The organism is Halopseudomonas sp. 4NH20-0008, assembly GCF_057548395.1.
Map to the genome: position 1 here is coordinate 38,063 of NZ_BAAJMD010000015.1, position 15,773 is coordinate 53,835.

A 15,773-nucleotide genomic window follows, 5' to 3' on the forward strand; every position below is an offset into this window, starting at 1 on the left:
GTCATGGATCCTTTTGTAGGCGAGATTCGTATTTTTGGTTTTGACTTCGCTCCACGGGGTTGGGCGCAGTGTAATGGACAGCTGATGCCCATATCCCAGAATACTGCGCTGTTTTCACTGTTGGGCACCCTGTATGGCGGCGATGGTAAGTCGACCTTTGCGTTGCCTGATCTGATGGGCTCGGCGCCCATGCATCGTGGGCATGGCCCTGGCCTGAGCAATCGCGTTCAGGGCGCGCAGGGTGGCTCGGAGACGGTGACCTTGCTGGAGTCCGAAATGCCAACCCACAGTCATGCCTGGCAGACGTCGCAACGGCCATCCAATAACGGTACGCCGTCTGATGCCGTATTCGTTGGACCGGCGTCGGAAAGCCAGTTCATCATGAACGACAGTCAGCCGAACGCCAGTATGGCGCCCAACGCACTGCCGGCCAGTGGTGACAGTTTGCCGCATAACAATATGCAGCCTTACCTGACCATGAACTTCTGTATCGCCCTGCAGGGTGTATTCCCGCCGCGGCAATAACCATGCTGACTATCAGCCTCAAGCCGGTGACGGCTGCTGATCTGGATTTTGTCGGTGGGCTTTATGCCAGTACCCGCCAGCGCGAGCTGGCGGTGACCAGCTGGCCGCAGGCGCAGATTGATGCTTTTCTTGCGCAGCAGTTTCAGGCTCAACAGCAGCATTACAGCCGCTTTTATCCGCACGCCAGCCATGAGTTGATTCTATCCGGGAGTCAACCCATCGGCCGTTTGTATCTGGATCAGGACCCGGCCATGTTGCGCATTGTCGACATTGCTCTGCTGCCCGACTGGTGTGGGCGGGGCATTGGCGGTCAATTATTGCGCCAGCTGGTAGAGCAAGCCAGTACGGCGGGGCAGATCGTGCGTATTCATGTCGAGCGACATAATCCGGCACTGCGTTTGTATCAGCGCCTGGGTTTTACCCAGGTCGAGGACAAGGGCGTGTACCTGATGCTGCAGCGCGGTTATGACACCTGATCAGGTTATGTTAGTTCGCGGACAAACACCGCCTCGTACTCGACATGGCTTGGTTGGGCGCTGATCGGCGTGATGAAAATGGCCAGTTCACCCAATGCCTCATGTTGCAGCACATAGGTGGCCTGGGGCAAATGCGGGTTGGGGCCATGGAACTGTAGAGAAAAGGCTTCAAAGCCAGACCTGGGTGCCTGCCCCGGGCAGACCTGATGCAATGTCAGGGCATACTCCGGGTAGGCGGCGACGGTAAAACGGCTATCAAGTTGCTGCTGGAAATCATCCTGGCTGAAATCAGACATGCTCTATCCCTGTGCGATAAAAAATCATCAAGTCCGGGTTTTTTGTTCTGCAGCCTGTCGCGCAGTCTGCACCAGGTGGGCAAACAGCCGGCGCTGGCGCGCGTTAAACAACAGAAACTCGGGGTGCCATTGTACGCCGAGCAAAAACGGTTGATTCGGGTCTTCTACGGCCTGAACTATACCATCCAGATCCCGCCCCACCACCTGCAGATTGTCCCCAACGCGGTCTATCGCCTGGTTGTGCAGGCTGTTGATCCGACAGCGGGCCACCCCAAGCCAGTCAGCCAGACGGCTGCCGGCGCAGATCGACAGGGTCTTGAGCGGTAATACGGTCCAGCGGTTCGAGGTCATGCGTCGGTGTGACTTGAGTTCCTGCAGCAGGCTGCCACCCCGCCGGGCATTGAGCATCTGTGCGCCGCGACATATACCCAGCAGTGGCAGATGGCGCTCCAGCGCATCATCAATGACCGCAGACTCAAGGGCATCCCGCGCGCTGTCGTATTGCGGTTTGACCTCCGGCTCGGCGGCGTACAGCACCGGATCAATATCATGTCCGCCCGTTACTATGACGCCCTGGTATTGATGTTGCTGCCAGTCATCGGCGGGTCTGATCTGCACGGGTTTGCCGCCATAGAGGCGTACCGCGCAGGCTACCAGAAAGCGCGGGCCGAACGCCCCGCGCTGCGGACCGGTAATGGCGATAACGGGTTTGTTCATGCCTTGGCTGCGAGCCAGTTCTGTTCGACCTCGGCGACCCAGTCGTGCAACAAGCGACCCAGGCCGCGATCCAGGTGCGTGCGGTAGGCGGCGCAGCAGGCCTCTAGTCGTTCCGGGTCGTTGGCCAGTCGTTCCACCTCAAGCCAGTCGCACCAGGCCAGATGCAACCCCCAGCCGGGTTGATCAATCAGGCAATCAGGCAAGCGGTAATGAAAAGTTGGGCGCGCCTTGATCAGCTCATCAGGGGCCTTCTTCAGTACCCGCTCCTCGTCCAGATGACGGAACAGCGGCAGCATGTCGAGAGCGCGATTGCGGGTTGGATTGGCTTCCAGGTAATCGTCAATCAGTCCCGAAAGATCCGGCCAGTAATCGGCACTCAAAAGCTGCCGTACATAGCCAGCAGGGAAAGGGTCGACATAGCTGGTCAGGCGCCGGGTGAAGTCAATGTCGGCACGCTGCACTATCCAGTCGAACAGGCAGAGAAAGGCCTTGAGGTAGGCGCACAGGGTCTGCGCCGTGGTATCGGGCACTTCCGGGTTGAACTGCATGCCAAAGGCGTTGGTCAGGCGGTTACCGGTGCCCTTGGCGCCAGCCTGACGCAGATGCGCGATCAGCCCGTCGACCTCATGCAGACGTGATAACGGCAGCGGTGGGCTGACCAGTTCATGCGGCACCAGTCCGTCGGCTAACCATTTGATCAGTTCTTCTGCCGAGTTTTTCAGGTCATCACCCAGATCGTCCTTGATGCGCTGCTCGCGACCGAGTTTCTTCAGCAGACTAAAATCCAGCTCAACCAGCCAGTCGCCCGCCGTATCACCGGTCAGGGTGCGCTCGTAACGGCTGCTGTTTTCCACCTTGCAGCCCAGAAAATCGGCACTGAGCTGGGCGATCTGATCAATATCCAGTCCGTTCATTTCCAGCTCGACACCCACGCGCCGTTCTTTACCTTCGGCTGTGGTCGTTCTTGGTGGCATGGGAAAGTCGCTACGACTCTGGTTCATATACTGTGATTCCTTCTGCTGTAGTGACCTGCTGGGACAACGTTAATGGCCGCGTGCCTCACCGTCCAGCCGTGGATCGGCGCCGCCGCGCCACACACCGTTAATGCGTTCTATGGCGTGTACACCACTGGTCATGGGTTCGATACGCACCTTGTGGCCATAAGCGCGCAGGGCAGGAGCCAGCGCCTCAAGCGAGGTACCCGCCTCGATTTCCAGGCCTCGACCACGCTCAAGGCGATTGGGTAGGGCAATGGCATCCTGAATATCCATGTTCCAGTCGAGCACGGCAATCAAGGTTTTAACCACATGCCCGATAATCCGGCTGCCACCCCGTGAGCCTAACATCATACGCGGCTGCCCCTGTGCATCCAGCACCAGTACCGGTGCCATGGAACTGCGCGGGCGCTTGCCGCCGGCTACCGCATTCGGGTGTGGCCAGGCGCTGCTGCCGGGGTTGAAGCTGAAATCGGTCAGTTGATTGTTAAGCACAAAGCCCTGACTGAGCATACGGCTGCCAAAGGGCGCTTCATTGGAACTGGTCAAGGCCAACAGATTGCCTTCAGCGTCCAGCACGGTGAAGTGTGAAGTGCCGCGTTCACGGCTTTCATTGCGCTGCGGGGCCTCGGTCAGACTGACCTGCTGGCCCGGCAGACCCGGGTGTGCCACGGGCATGGCCCGCTCCGGGTTGATCAGCGCTGCCCGCTGGCGCAGGTAGTCGGGGTCCAGCAGCCCGGCTACCGGCACAGTGACAAAGTCCGGGTCGCCGACATACTGATTGCGATCGGCAAAGGCCAGTCGGCTGGCTTCGGCCAGCAGATGCAGTGCCTGTGGGTCATCGGCGCCCATCTCGCCGAGCGGGAAGTGCGAGAGCATGCCCAGAATCTGCAACACCGCTATGCCACCGGAGGAGGGCGGGCCAGCGCTGCAGAGTCTCCATTCACGGTAAGGTGCACAGACCGGTTCACGCTCGATGGCTTGATAATGAGTCAGGTCCGTGGCCTGCCAGCCGGCATCACCCCATGGCGCATCCTCGACCCGTTCAAGTAGCTGTTCGGCCACTGGCCCTTGATAAAAACCCTGCATGCCCTGCTCAGCCAGCAGCCTCAGGGTCTTGGCCAGCGCCGGGTTATACAGTCTCGGCGGGCTTTGCGCGGCTTGTTGACGAAAATAGTGGCGCGTATCACGAAACAGCCAGAGCGAATGGTCATTGGCGATTTGCCGCTGCAAGCGTTCGGGCATGGGCAGCGACTGCTCGGCCAGCGCAATGGCCGGCTGCAGCAGTTCAGCCCAGGGCAGGCGGCCATATTGTTGATGAGCCTGATAGAGCATGGCCGGCAAGCCCGGTATGCCCACCGACTTGCCGGAGGGAATCGCCAGCGCCAAGGGCCAGTCCATGCCCAGGCTACGGAAGCGGTCAGGTGTTGCACTGGCGGGGGCGGTTTCGCGGCCGTCAAAGACGCTTGTAGTGGCGCTGGCCGAGGTATGCAGCAAGAGAAAACCACCGCCGCCGATGCCGCTTTCCGACGCTTCAACCAGGCCCAGGACCATTTGCACGGCCACCGCCGCATCCACGGCATGGCCGCCGCGCGCCAGTACATCAAGCCCGGCCTGCACCGCCAGGGGGTGGGCTGCCGCAACCATGTATTCAGCGGCCTGCCGTGCAGTTGCTGGCTGTGAGTCAGGCTGTGGGGTGGCCGGGTCGCTGCCGCTGCAAGCCGCCAGTAGGCAGGTCAGTACCGCGACAGTCAGGGATAAAGACAATCGAGTCATGTTCCTAGGCTAACTGGATGACGATCACAGGTCTAATGACAATAACTTTGATGTAGACTCGTCAATCCATTCCCCTCTTTGATGGCAAAGACGATCCATGACCAATCTTGCTGAATTCCGTGCGGCCGAGCGTCAGCTCGCCGATCAGTTGGCCAAGCTGGAAAAAATGAAACAGAACGCCGGACTGCAAAATGAACTGGCCTTCAATGACGCCCTCAAGGCGTTGATGACTGAGTACGGATACTCCGCGCGCAAGGTTCTGGCCATTCTGCAGTCGGGCCAGTAAATCGCTAATCCGATTGTCTGGTGAACGCCTTTCATGCAAGTAGGCTGCTGCACATAACAGGTTAGACCCGCGCCAGACAGCGAATCGCCGTGGCAGCGGCGGCGGTGCGGTTTTCTACGCCGAGCTTGCGGAACACCTGTTCCAGATGCTTGTTGACCGTGCGCGGACTCATGTCGAGGATCTGGCCGATTTCACGGTTGGTCTTGCCGTTGGCGATCCACAGCAGGACGTCGGCTTCCCGCCCGGTCACGGCAAAGGTCTCGCGCAGGCGTTCGGTCGCGTCGCTGGTACTGCTCACCTCAACCAGACGCAGCAGAAATTCCTGCGCTGAAATAGCGGCGAGAAACTCGACGCCGGGGCTGTCACCCAGCCCTTCCGGGGTCATGTGATGACCGGCCTGTGGCGCATGGCTGAGCCATAACGCCAGTTGCTGCTCCAGCGCTTGCAGGTTGTCCGGCTGGTGCAGGCCACTTTGTGCCAGGCGTTGCTGGGCATGGGGTGTGGCCCAGAGCAACTGGCCTTGGGCGTCGATGGCAAACAGGTACTGGCCGGTCTGGTCCAGGGCCAGGCGGGCACTCTGCGCCATGCGGGCGTTGGCCAGATGCACCTGCATGCGGGCGATCAGTTCGTCGGCCTTGATCGGCTTGGTAACGTAGTCCACGCCGCCCGAGTTCAGCCCCATGACCACATGTTCAGTATCGCTCAGACCAGTCATGAAAATGATCGGCACATCGGTCAGGGCTGGATTGCGCTTGAGTTGCCGGCAGGTTTCAAAGCCATCCATGTTCGGCATCAGCGCGTCGAGCAGAATGATATCCGGGACGATGTTGCGGGTGATGTTCAGGGCTTGGGCACCCTCGAGGGCGACCAGTACGGTCATACCGGCTGTTTCCAGAACATCATTGAGCATGCGGATGCTGTCGAGGGAATCATCGACCACCAGCACGGTATCTCTCCGGGTCTCAGGGGTATTCATTTTCAGTTACCTTGAGTTGCTGTTTGACGGCCTCAAACTGGAAGTCCTCGGTTAGCCGGATCAGCTCGGCATAGAAGAGCATATAGACGCTGTTAGCCTGCTTCAGGCTATAGAGTTGCTCCAGCAATCCTTTGCGGTGGCCGATACTGGCCAGTTCGTGCAGGGTGGCAAGCACCGCTGGATCGGGGCGACCGTCTTGCGGTACGGCATCTGGATGGGGCTCTGCGCGCAGGGGCACCAGGTTGTGCTGCCAGTCCAGGTTAAGCAGGTCGCCGATTTGCTCCAACAGGCTCGCCAGTTGCATGGGCTTGGTCAGATACGCTTGATGCTGTATGGGTTGACCTGGCAGATCAGGATCATGGCCGTCACCGGCGTTGGCCGAGACAATGATCACCGGCGTATGGATATCGGCCTGACGGATCTGCTGCAATAGCTGCCAGCCGCTCAGTCCGGGCATGGACAGATCCAGCAGGATCAGGTCCACCGGGCGCTCGATCAGACGCTCGAGGGCCAGCGCCGGGTTATCCAGTTCCACCAGTTCAAAGCCCAGCGGCGTCAGCAGACTGCGCATCAGCTGCCTTTGCGTGACGTCGTCATCAATAATCATCAGGCGTCGGGTTGGCCCGCTGTAGCCCTCGAGATTGTGCTGGATGTCCACGCTGTGACTGATACCGGCCGGGCGCTGTACGCTCGACAGCAGCAGGGCAACGCGGAAAGTGCTGCCTTTGCCGGGGCTGCTTTCAATACTGATATCGCCACCCATGATGTCGCACAACAGCTTGCTGATGGTCAGCCCCAAGCCGGTGCCGGTGGCGGTCGAGCCGGGATTGCGAACCCGCTCGAAGGGCATGAAGATGCGCTCCAGATCAGCCTCGGCGATGCCTTCGCCACTGTCTTCAATCTTGAATTCGGCGACGCCGCTGCGGTAGCGGACGGTCAGGGTAACGCTGCCCTCGCGGGTGTATTTGATGGCGTTGGACAGCAGATTGATCAGGATCTGGCGCAAACGTTTCTCATCAGCCTTGACCCGCTCTGGCAGCGGATGCGGACAGATATAGCGAAATACCAGGCCCTTCTCCTCAGCCTGCAGGCGAAACATATTGACCAATTGATCGAGCAGCAGGTCAATGCGCACTTCCTCCTGGTGCAGGTCGAGGCGTCCGGCCTCGATCTTGGAGATATCCAGCAAACCCTCGATCAGGTCCGCCAGGTATTCACTGCTGCGACGGATCACCGTCAGCGCGCTCTGCCGTTCAGCCGGCATGTTAGGATCCTGTTGCAGTAACTGGGCATAGCCCATCACCGCATTCAGCGGTGAACGCAGCTCATGGCTGATGCCAGTCAGATACCGGCTTTTGGCCAGGTTGGCGGCCTCGGCCTGTTCCTTGGCCAGCTGCAAAGCGCGGTCGGTCTGTTCATGGGCTTCTATTTCCTCCATCAACAGACGGTTCTGGCGATTGGATTCTTCCTGCGCCACGCGGCGACTTTCGTGAGCCAGGACAAACAGCCAGCTAATGACCCCGGTGACAATCAACAGAATAAAGAACACCTTTAGCAGGGTGGCGCCCAGCATCTCGCGCATGACCAGATCAGTATCCGGACTCTGCAGAAAGACCAATGTCAGCAGCAGTGCGGTCAAGCCGTTGATCATGATCAGCAAGGCAAGAAAATGTCCGACGCGAGATCCGCTATGCGGGAGCCAGCGCTCCGGGATAAAACGGCTGAACAAATTGCCTATCTGCTCGGAATAGCCGGCGCCGGGTTTGCATAAATTGCCGCAGCGCGCGTCCAGCGAACAGCACAATGAGCAGATGTGCCCGCCGTAGGCTGGGCAACCGGTAATGTCCTCGACCTCGAAGCGGTTCTCGCAGATGCAGCATTCCAGTTGTGCGTCGCTGTCCGCGGCAATCAGGTTGACCGGACGCGCCAGGTAGTAACGTCCCTTGGTCAGCCAGGCAATGACCGGCGCGACCAGCAGAGCGGTAGCCAGCGCGATAAAGTGTGCCAGTGCCTGGGGGACGTCACCCAGTACGCCTGCAAAACACAGCATGCCGACCAGCGTGGCAGCAAACATGGCGCCTACGCCCACCGGGTTGATGTCATACAGATGCGCGCGTTTGAATTCGATATGCGGCGGCGACAACCCCAGCGGTTTGTTAATCACCAGATCAGCCACCAATGCGCCCGCCCAGGCAATGGCGATGATGCCGTAGTAGCCGAGGGTTTCCTCCAGTGCGCGATAAACCCCCAGCTCCATCACCAGCAGGGCGATGCTGACGTTGAATACCAGCCACACCACCCGACCCGGATGGCTGTGGGTCAGACGTGAGAAGAAGTTCGACCAGGCGATGGAGCCGGCATAGGCGTTGGTCACGTTGATCTTCAACTGGCACAGGATGACAAAAATCCCGGCTGCGGCCAGTGCCACCTGCGGTGAGCTGGTCAGGTAACCAAAGGCGATCATGTACATGCGCGTCGGGTCGGCGGCTTCGTCCTCGGGCACCCCATGACTCAGGGCCAGTACCGCCAGAAAGGAGCCCGCCAGCAGCTTCAGCGCGCCGATCAGAATCCAGCCGGGCCCGCCGGCCATCACCGCCGACCACCAGGCAAGACGCCTCTGCTTGCGCTGGTCGGGTACAAAGCGCAGAAAGTCGACCTGTTCGCCAATCTGCGCGATCAGGGCGAACATCACTGCCGCCGCCCCGCCAAACATCAGCAGACTGAACTCGCCACTGGCCCCCGGCTCAATTCCGGCAAAGCTGGTCCAGTTTTCCACTGAGCGGGCATCCATCCAGATGATGAAGCCAAAGGGCAAGAGTTGCAGTACCACCCAGAACGGCTGGGTCCAGAGTTGAAACCGGCTGATCAGGGTGATGCCGTGGGTGACCAGCGGAATCACCACCAGCGCGCAGATGACATAGCCGAAGGCCAACGGAATGCCGAACAGCAGCTCCAGGGCCATGGCCATGATCACCGCTTCCAGGGCAAAGAAGATAAAGGTGAAGGTGGCATAGATCAGCGAGGTGATGGTCGAGCCGATATAGCCAAAGCCGGCGCCACGGGTCAGCAGATCACTGTCCACACCATAACGAGCAGCGTAGTAACTGATCGGAATGGCGGTCAGCAGGATGACCAGGCTGACGGCGAGGATGGCATACAGCGCATTGATAAACCCGTAATGCAGGGTAATGGCACCGCCAATGGCTTCTAGCGCCAGAAACGAAATGGCGCCCAGGGCGGTACTGGCGACCCGCGCTGGCGACCAGCGTCGTGCCTTCTTCGCGGTAAAGCGCAGGGCGTAATCCTCCAGTGTTTCATTGGCGACCCACTGGTTGTAATTACGCCTGACCCGGAAGATCTGCTGCCTGGCGCTCATTGGTTTCCTCATTGGCTGCCTGTTCACAAGGCGGCATGTTGGATGCGCGCACCGCGATGGTGCGATTGACGTGATGGCAGGCCTCTGGCGTGCCTGACAGGCCGTGCTGTTGAGAACCCTTCAATTGCCATGCCAGCTTGTATGTAAATAACGCGAGCGCCCGTTCTACTCCCCCTCAGACATTAAGCCAATGCGTCAAATGACGTAGTCGGCTGGGGTATTTGTCGAATGGGCAAGGTGCTTGGGCCTGAGCAGAATGCAAAGCGTGGGTAAGGCGCTGCAGGGCTGTGGCGTCCAGATACCGGGTTCAACCGAAACGAGGAACTACCATGGATCACTCGAACGACGCGAAGGGTTTCAAACTCAACCGACGGGGTTTCCTGTCCAGCACAGTGGCGGCGCTCAGCGCAGCCGTCATGCTGAGTACTTTCCCGATGGCTGCTTCGGCCAATCCAACGACAGCTGAGGTTAACACTACCGGGCTGGCCGTAACCGACAGCACGGTCAAGGTCGGCATACTTCACTCAGTGACCGGCACCATGGCCATCAGTGAAGAAGGATCGGTTCAGGCGGAAATTCTTGCCATTGAGCAGATCAACGCCATGGGCGGGGTTTTGGGCCGCCAGATTGAATACATCCAGGAAGACGGCGCCAGTGACTGGCCGACCTTTGCTGATCGCTCCACCAAGCTCCTGCGTCAGGACAATGTAGCCGCGGTATTCGGCTGCTGGACCTCTGCCTCGCGCAAGGCCGTATTGCCGATCTTCGAGCGTAACAACGGCATGCTCTACTACCCGACTTTTTATGAGGGTCTCGAGCAGTCGCCTAACGTTATCTATACCGGTCAGGAAGCAACCCAGCAGATCCTTGCCGGTCTGGATTGGGTGAAAGAAGAGAAGGACGCCAAGACCTATTACCTGATTGGTTCGGATTACATCTGGCCGCGCACCTCGAACAAGATCGCCCGTATTCACATTGAGCAACACCTGGGTGGCGAAGTGGTCGGTGAAGATTACTTCCCGCTGGGTCACACCAGCTTCAACTCAACCATCAACCGTATCCGTCTGCGCAAGCCTGACGTGATCTTTGCCTCGGTGGTCGGTGGTTCCAACGTCGCCTTTTACCGTCAGATGAAAGCAGCCGGTCTGGACATGACCAGCGGTGACTTCACGCTGTTGACCATCTCCGTAACCGAAGACGAAATTCTCGGTATCGGTGGTGAGAACATCGAAGGCGCCTATGCCTCCATGAAGTACTTCCAGAGCCTGGATAACCCGAATAACGAAGCCTTCGTTACCGCGTTCCGTGAGCGTTGGGGTGCAGATGCCGTGATCGGTGACGTGACTCAGGCCGCCTACCTTGGCCCCTGGTTGTGGAAAGCAGCGGTGGAAGCAGCCGGATCCTTTGATGTTGACCGCGTTCGTGAAGCCTCACCGGGTATCGAGCTGACCACCGCACCTGAAGGCTACGTGCGGATTCACCCGAATCACCACCTCTGGTCCAAGACCCGTATCGGTCTGGCCCAGGCTGACGGTCAGTTCGAAGTGGTCTACGAGACCGAAGAGCTGATGGAGCCGAACCCCTTCCCTGAAGGTTATCAGTAACAGTCTGACCGGCCCGCTCTCCAGTCCGGAGGGCGGGCCCGGCACTGCGGTGCCGGAACGCCCTGTCTATCCGCTGGAGGAAGGACCATGTTCGCAGAATTCTCTGCCGCCGAGCTGACCGCGATCTTTGCCATGCAGGGGTTTGCCGGTCTGATTCTGTTTGCGGTATTTGTCTTGATGGCCCTGGGCCTCGCAATCATTTTTGGACAGATGGGTGTAATCAATATGGCGCACGGGGAGTTCATGATCCTCGGTGCCTACGTGACCTACATGACATCCAATCTGTTTGCTACCTATATGCCGGAGTATTTCGGCTCCTATTTCATTTTCGCGATCATCTTTGCCTTCTGCGCTGCCGCCTTGCTCGGGGCACTGGTTGAGTGGAGCATGATCCGCTTTCTTTACCATCGTCCGCTGGACACGCTGCTGGCTACCTGGGGTTTGAGTCTGATTCTGCAACAGGCCTACCGCTCGATCTTCGGTGCACGTGAAGTCGGGGTGGTGATTCCTGACTGGCTGATGGGCTCTTACAAGATTACCGACATGATCGAGGTGCCGATCAACGGCATGTTCGTCATGGCGCTGGCGCTGATCACCACGCTGACCGTGGCCATCCTGATGTACCGCTCGCGCTGGGGCAAACAAGTCCGTGCCGTTGTGCAGAACCGTCCGATGGCCGGCGCCGTAGGCATCAATACCGCCAAGGTGGACCGTATGACCTTTGCCCTGGGCTGCGGTATCGCCGGTATCGCCGGCAGCGCCTTCACCATGATCGGCTCGACCGGTCCAAGCTCAGGCCAGTTGTATATCGTCGACACCTTCCTGGTGGTGGTGTTTGGTGGCGCGGGCAGCCTGGCTGGCACCGTAGCCTCGGCCTTCAGTATCTCGCAATCGCAATCGATCCTTGAGTTCTTCATGGGCGGGTCCATGGCCAAGGTACTGACCCTGCTGATTGTCGTGATGATCCTGATGTTCAGACCCCAGGGCCTGTTCACTCTGAAAGTGCGCCGCTAGGAGGATTTGGCCATGCCCTTTAACAACTTCAAGGAATACATGCCGCGTCAGGACCTGCTGGCCTTCGTGGTGCTGGCTCTGATACTGCTGGTCGCGCTGCCCCTGGGGCTGGACGACATGCGTCTGAATCAGGTCGGCAAATACCTGAGCTTCGCTTTCGTGGCTGTTGGTCTGGTGCTGTGCTGGGGTTACGGCGGCATTCTCAGCCTGGGTCAGGGTGTGTTTTACGGCCTGGGCGGTTATGCCCTGGCCATGTATCTGAAGCTGGAGGCCTCCACCCCGGAGAACACCAGCATTCAGTCCACCCCGGGTATCCCGGACTTCATGGACTGGAACCAGATCACCGCCTTGCCGTGGTTCTGGGAACCCTTCTACAGCCTGACCTTTACCCTGTTTGCCGTGATTCTGGTGCCCTCGATCGTCGCCTACTTTATCGGTGTGGCGATGTTCAAACGGCGAGTGGGTGGCGTGTACTTCGCCATCATTACCCAATCGATTGCCGCCATTCTGACCATTCTGATCATTGGTCAGCAGGGTCTCACCGGTGGCGTTAACGGCATCACCGATCTGCGCACCCTGAAGGGCTGGGACATCCACACCGATTCAGCCAGCTACCTGCTGTACTTTGTCTGTGTGCTGCTGTTGTTCGCCTGTCTGTTCATTGCCCAGTACATCCGTCGCTGCAAGACCGGCCGAATTCTGGTGGCCATGCGCGGGCAAGAGGATCGGGTGCGCTTCTCGGGTTATGACATCGCCAACTTCAAGATCTTTGTGTTTGTGGTGGGGGCGGCCTTCGCCGGGATTGGCGGTGCCATGTTTACCCTGCAGGAAGGCTTCATGTCACCCAGCTTTGTCGGCGTGGTCCCGTCCATCGAGATGGTGATCTTCTGCGCGGTTGGCGGGCGTCTGTCGATCATCGGTGCCGTGTATGGGGTGCTGCTGGTCAACGTGGCCAAGACCCTGTTTGGTGAAACCTTCCCCGAACTCTGGCTGTTCGCCATGGGGCTGATCTTCATCGGCGTGGTTCTGGGTCTGCCCAATGGGATTGCCGGTCTCTACAACAACTGGGTAGGTCCGCACGTTGAGCGTCTGATGGACAAGGTGTTCGGCAAGCAGGAGCAGGCCAAACCTGACGAATTTGATAGCAGCAGCCAGGGAGCCACACCATGAGTACTGGATCCAATACCGACTTTATCCTCGCCGTGGAAGGTCTGACGGTGTCCTTCGATGGCTTCAAGGCGGTCGATGACCTGAGCTTCTATGTCGACAAGAACGAGATCCGCGTGATCATCGGCCCCAATGGCGCAGGCAAGACCACGGTGCTGGATCTGATCTGCGGCCGAACCAAATCCACCGACGGCTCGATCCGCTTTCGCAACCGCGAGCTGACCAAGCTGAAGGAGCACCAGATCGTCAAGGCCGGGGTCGGGCGCAAGTTTCAGAATCCCTCGATCTACACCGATCTGACGGTGTTCGAGAACCTGGAAATTTCCTACCCCAGTGGCCGCGGCGTGTTCGGCAGTCTGGCCTTCAAGCGCAGCCCTGAAGTGGTTGCGCGGATTGAAGAGGTGGCCGGGCGCATTTTCCTTGGTGACCAGCTGGATACCCAGGCCGACCTCCTGAGTCACGGTCAGAAGCAGTGGCTGGAAATTGGCATGCTGCTGATCCAGAAACCCGATCTGCTGATGCTGGATGAACCGGTAGCCGGGATGTCGGTTACAGAACGCCAGCAGACCGCCATTCTGCTGCGCGAAATCGCCAAGGAACACACCATGATCGTGATCGAGCACGACATGCAGTTCGTTGCCGAGATTGCGCACAAGGTGACGGTATTGCACCAGGGCAAGATCCTCGCCGAGGGCTCGCCGGAAAAAGTCAAAGCCGACCCCAAGGTCATTGAAGTCTACCTGGGGCATTGAGAGGACATACCTATGTTGGAAGTAGCGGACTATTCAGTGGCCTACGGGCAGAGCGAGATTCTGCGCAAAATGAACTTCAGTGTCGGCAAGAACGAGATTGTCGCCATCATGGGGCGGAACGGCATGGGCAAGACCACGCTGATGAAGTCCCTGATGGGGGTGATTCCGAGCAAGTCCGGCAGCGTCAATCTGGATGGCCAGCAAGTGGCCGGGATGAAAAGCCATGAGCGCGTCAAGGCGGGCATGGGCTACGTACCCCAGGGGCGGATGATTTTTTCGACCATGACGGTGCGCGAGAATATCGAGACCGGCCTGACCGTCACCGGTCAGCGCACTGTGCCGCCGGACCTGTATGACCTGTTTCCGGTCCTGCTGGAAATGCGTTCGCGGCGCGGCGGCAACCTGTCCGGCGGTCAACAGCAACAGCTGGCCATTGCCCGTGCGCTGGCCAGCAACCCCAAGATGCTGCTGCTGGACGAGCCGACCGAGGGTATTCAGCCGTCGATCATCAGCGATATGGCGCGCACGCTGAAAACGATCCGTGATCAGCGCGGGCTGTCGATCATCGTGTCCGAACAAGTACTCAAATTTGCCCTGGACATCGCCGACCGCATTCTGGTGATCGAAAAGGGCGAAATCGTGCATGAGGAACTGCGCGCCACCGTCGACGAGGCCAAGGTGGCCTCCTACCTCGCGGTCTGACCACTCATCAACACGAGGACATCAACATGCGTCACGGCGATATTTCAAGCAGCAAGGACACGGTCGGTGTGGCCGTGGTCAACTACAAGATGCCGCGCCTGCATACCCGCGAGCAGGTGCTGGACAACGCCCGCGCCATTGGTGAAATGATTAAGGGTATGAAACAGGGCCTGCCGGGTATGGACCTGGTGGTCTTCCCGGAATACAGCACCATGGGCATCATGTATGACCACGACGAGATGATGGCCACCGCCGCCAGCATCCCCGGTGATGAAACGGCGATCTTCAGCGCCGCCTGCAAGGAGGCCAACACCTGGGGCGTGTTCTCCCTGACCGGCGAACGCCACGAGGAGCACCCGCACAAGGCGCCCTACAATACCCTAGTGCTGATCAACAACGATGGCGAGATCGTCCAGAAGTACCGCAAGTGCATCCCCTGGTGCCCGATCGAAGGCTGGTATCCCGGCGACCGCACCTATGTCACCGAAGGCCCCAAGGGCATGAAAATCAGCCTGATCATCTGTGATGACGGCAACTACCCGGAAATCTGGCGCGACTGCGCGATGAAGGGCGCCGAGCTGATCGTGCGCTGCCAGGGTTACATGTACCCAGCCAAGGAGCAGCAAGTGATGATGGCCAAGAGCATGGCCTGGGCCAACAACTGCTATGTGGCGGTGGCCAATGCCAGCGGCTTTGACGGGGTGTATTCCTACTTCGGCCACTCGGCGATTATTGGCTTCGATGGTCGTACCCTCGGCGAATGCGGTGAGGAGGACATGGGCATCCAGTACGCCCAACTGTCGGTCAGCCAGATCCGCGATGCACGGGCCAACGACCAGTCGCAGAACCACCTGTTCAAACTGCTGCACCGTGGTTACACCGGCATGCACAACTCCGGCGATGGCGACCGCGGCGTAGCTGATTGCCCCTTCGACTTCTACCGTACCTGGGTCCTGGATGCCGAGAAAGCCCGCGACCAGGTCGAAGCCATTACCCGCACAACCATCGGCGTGGCTGAATGCCCGGTGGGCGACTTACCCGTCGACGGCAAAGAGAAGGGCGCTGGGGCCTGACCCTGGGAGTGTCGAGCTCCAGCTCGACACAAAGCCTT

General features: G+C 59.2%; 15 protein-coding genes. 9 read left to right on the forward strand and 6 right to left on the reverse strand.

Translation table 11 applies throughout. The features are described from left to right. Positions 1–3 precede the first annotated feature (3 nt). Positions 4–525 carry a phage tail protein gene (locus AC27HQ_RS14320; RefSeq protein WP_487156870.1) on the forward strand — a complete coding sequence of 174 codons (522 nt, stop codon included), beginning with the start codon at positions 4–6 and terminating at the stop codon, positions 523–525. 2 nt (positions 526–527) lie between these two features. Next, positions 528–1,001 (forward strand): GNAT family N-acetyltransferase, encoded by a 474-nt coding sequence (locus AC27HQ_RS14325; RefSeq protein WP_487156871.1) that lies wholly within the window; start codon positions 528–530, stop codon positions 999–1,001. Between the two features lie 5 nt (positions 1,002–1,006). On the opposite strand, the gene AC27HQ_RS14330 is transcribed toward AC27HQ_RS14325, so the two are convergent. Genes AC27HQ_RS14330 through ggt form a run of 4 tightly spaced genes read right to left on the reverse strand, consistent with a single transcriptional unit; the run spans position 1,007 to position 4,785 of the window. Next, positions 1,007–1,297 carry a DUF6916 family protein gene (locus AC27HQ_RS14330; protein ID WP_487156872.1) on the reverse strand — a complete coding sequence of 97 codons (291 nt, stop codon included), beginning with the start codon at positions 1,295–1,297 and terminating at the stop codon, positions 1,007–1,009. A 27-nt stretch (positions 1,298–1,324) separates the two neighbouring features. Then, on the reverse strand, positions 1,325–2,014 hold the full coding sequence (locus AC27HQ_RS14335) for a gamma-glutamyl-gamma-aminobutyrate hydrolase family protein (protein WP_487156873.1): 690 nt from the start codon (positions 2,012–2,014) through the stop codon (positions 1,325–1,327). Then, the gene (locus AC27HQ_RS14340; RefSeq protein WP_487156874.1) at positions 2,011–3,015 is read right to left on the reverse strand and encodes an amidoligase family protein; all 1,005 of its coding nucleotides are present in this window, start codon (positions 3,013–3,015) and stop codon (positions 2,011–2,013) included. The genes AC27HQ_RS14335 and AC27HQ_RS14340 overlap by 4 nt, the downstream gene beginning before the upstream one ends. A 42-nt stretch (positions 3,016–3,057) precedes the next feature. Continuing rightward, on the reverse strand, positions 3,058–4,785 hold the full coding sequence (ggt, locus tag AC27HQ_RS14345; RefSeq protein ID WP_487156875.1) for a gamma-glutamyltransferase: 1,728 nt from the start codon (positions 4,783–4,785) through the stop codon (positions 3,058–3,060). A 97-nt stretch (positions 4,786–4,882) separates the two neighbouring features. On the opposite strand from ggt, the gene AC27HQ_RS14350 reads away from it, so the two are divergent. Beyond that, complete coding sequence (locus AC27HQ_RS14350) at positions 4,883–5,071, forward strand: hypothetical protein (protein WP_487156876.1); 189 nt, start codon at positions 4,883–4,885, stop codon at positions 5,069–5,071. 61 nt (positions 5,072–5,132) lie between these two features. On the opposite strand, the gene AC27HQ_RS14355 is transcribed toward AC27HQ_RS14350, so the two are convergent. Together AC27HQ_RS14355 and AC27HQ_RS14360 are read right to left on the reverse strand one after the other, a co-directional pair. Next, positions 5,133–6,047, reverse strand: coding sequence for a response regulator (locus tag AC27HQ_RS14355; protein WP_487156877.1), 915 nt, complete (start codon positions 6,045–6,047; stop codon positions 5,133–5,135). Next, complete coding sequence (locus AC27HQ_RS14360) at positions 6,034–9,423, reverse strand: hybrid sensor histidine kinase/response regulator (protein WP_487156878.1); 3,390 nt, start codon at positions 9,421–9,423, stop codon at positions 6,034–6,036. The genes AC27HQ_RS14355 and AC27HQ_RS14360 overlap by 14 nt, the downstream gene beginning before the upstream one ends. A gap of 329 nt (positions 9,424–9,752) precedes the next feature. Here AC27HQ_RS14360 and urtA point away from each other — a divergent pair, with 329 nt between their 5' ends. The 6 genes from urtA (at position 9,753) to AC27HQ_RS14390 (ending at position 15,735) form a co-directional block, all read left to right on the forward strand. Then, the gene (gene urtA / locus AC27HQ_RS14365) at positions 9,753–11,027 is read left to right on the forward strand and encodes an urea ABC transporter substrate-binding protein (protein WP_487156879.1); all 1,275 of its coding nucleotides are present in this window, start codon (positions 9,753–9,755) and stop codon (positions 11,025–11,027) included. An 87-nt stretch (positions 11,028–11,114) separates the two neighbouring features. Beyond that, on the forward strand, positions 11,115–12,041 hold the full coding sequence (gene urtB / locus AC27HQ_RS14370; RefSeq protein ID WP_487156880.1) for an urea ABC transporter permease subunit UrtB: 927 nt from the start codon (positions 11,115–11,117) through the stop codon (positions 12,039–12,041). A gap of 12 nt (positions 12,042–12,053) precedes the next feature. Then, on the forward strand, positions 12,054–13,211 hold the full coding sequence (gene urtC, locus AC27HQ_RS14375) for an urea ABC transporter permease subunit UrtC (RefSeq protein ID WP_487156881.1): 1,158 nt from the start codon (positions 12,054–12,056) through the stop codon (positions 13,209–13,211). Continuing rightward, entirely contained in the window at positions 13,208–13,960 is a 753-nt protein-coding gene (urtD, locus tag AC27HQ_RS14380; protein WP_487156882.1) for an urea ABC transporter ATP-binding protein UrtD, read from the forward strand. Before urtC ends, urtD begins: the two co-directional genes overlap by 4 nt. Positions 13,961–13,972: 12 nt before the next feature. After that, positions 13,973–14,662, forward strand: a complete 690-nt coding sequence (gene urtE / locus AC27HQ_RS14385) for an urea ABC transporter ATP-binding subunit UrtE (RefSeq protein WP_487156883.1) — start codon at positions 13,973–13,975, stop codon at positions 14,660–14,662. 26 nt (positions 14,663–14,688) lie between these two features. After that, positions 14,689–15,735 carry an aliphatic amidase gene (locus tag AC27HQ_RS14390; protein WP_487156884.1) on the forward strand — a complete coding sequence of 349 codons (1,047 nt, stop codon included), beginning with the start codon at positions 14,689–14,691 and terminating at the stop codon, positions 15,733–15,735. The last annotated feature ends 38 nt before the right edge of the window (positions 15,736–15,773 follow it).